The sequence below is a fragment of the Levilactobacillus zymae DSM 19395 genome (genome assembly GCF_001434115.1).
GTDB classification, from domain to species: Bacteria; Bacillota; Bacilli; order Lactobacillales; family Lactobacillaceae; genus Levilactobacillus; species Levilactobacillus zymae.
Genome location: NZ_AZDW01000050.1, coordinates 48,445 through 49,817, shown reverse-complemented (window position 1 = coordinate 49,817; position 1,373 = coordinate 48,445). Strand labels below are relative to the sequence as shown.

The following is a 1,373-nucleotide window of genomic DNA, read 5'->3' as shown; positions in this document are numbered from 1 at the left end:
CTCAACGACTTCATCGAATCCGAGGCGCTGGCCGAAGCCGCACTCATGCTGGCTTCAGATTCAGAGGTGATCGACGTTGAGACGCTACCAGAATCGGCACGATCACTCACGCTCGCTTCCGAACCAGAGGCTTCAGAAACTAAGGTTGCCGTAGAATCGGACTGGTCACTGATACTGTTTAATGATTGTGATAATTGTGACGTGGAGGCCTCGCTCAGGCTCGCGGCACTTTGCGAAACTAATGCCGAGTCGCTGGCGATGGCTTGCGACGTCTCGCTCAGGCTGGCTTGGGCACTGGTAATTGCAGACATTTCACTAGCATCCGAGTTCGAGGTGGCACTGGCACTAACGGAAGCTGCCGTTGAAGCATCAGCCGAAGCACTGGTTTGAGCGTTACTCAAGCTGGTTTCAGCACTAGTTTGAACGGATTGCAGACTAGCATCGGAGGCCGAAGCTTGACTCCGGTCGGCCGAAACGCTAGCCGATTGACTGGCCGCTTCACTGGCCGAGACTTCGGATTGCGAAGCCACGGCACTCTGTGAAGCATCCAGTTGCGAGACTTCAGAAGCAGAAGTTGCACTAGCTTCAGAGTTGACAACGGAGATGCTGTTACTCTGTTCGGACCAAGTCGACAGTGCTTCCGATTCGGATAACGACTGTTGACTTAAGCTGGTCAACGATGCAACCGTGCTGGCATCCGGTTCGGAGCCTTCGTTGCTCAAGCTTTGTAGCGACTTGGAAACTTCAGCGGATTGACTCGCTTCAGACATGCTGGTGTTGCTTACGCTCAGGTTGGATAAGCTACCCAAGGATTGCGAAGCCACCGACAAGACGCTTTCGTCGGCACTGTTCCGAGCACTTAAGCTGGCTTCAGATTCAGACAACGAAGCCTGAACACTGGCGTCATCAACGGAACGTTGACTTAAGCTCATGTCGCTCTCGGAAATGGCAGTCGAAACTTCGCTCAACGACTTATCAGCCGATTCACTTTGACGATTGAACGTCGACGTGCTTGCGGACTGGCTGGCCGAAACGACGGCGGAAGCCTTAGCTGAAGCAGAAGCTGATTGACTCGCGACGCTCATGGAAGTGTCCGCCGATTCAGAAGCACTCTGGCTGACGACACTTGTCGAAGCGTCCGCCGATTCACTGGCTGACAACTGGCTCAACGATTTCGTCGAAGCCGAGGCGCTGGCCGAAGCCGCACTCATGCTAGCTTCCGACTGGGATGTGATCGACGTCGAAACGCTACCGGAGTTGGCTTGGTCGCTGACACTAGCTTCGGAACCAGAAATTTCAGAGGCCATCTCAGAGGTGGACTTAGACAATTCACTGATACTGTTTAATGATTGTGATAATTGTGATGTGGACGC

General features: G+C 53.6%; 1 protein-coding gene and 1 pseudogene. One reads left to right on the top strand and one right to left on the bottom strand.

All coding sequences use genetic code 11. The annotated features are described in order from the left end of the window. Positions 1-1,085: pseudogene (locus tag FD38_RS13160) on the bottom strand (hypothetical protein); the annotation flags it as partial. Between FD38_RS13160 and FD38_RS13155 the strand changes: the two are divergent. Further along, positions 1,084-1,373, top strand: a 290-nt coding sequence (locus FD38_RS13155) for a hypothetical protein (protein ID WP_057734023.1), incomplete at its 3' end; no start/stop codon positions are given. The pseudogene FD38_RS13160 and the gene FD38_RS13155 overlap by 2 nt on opposite strands.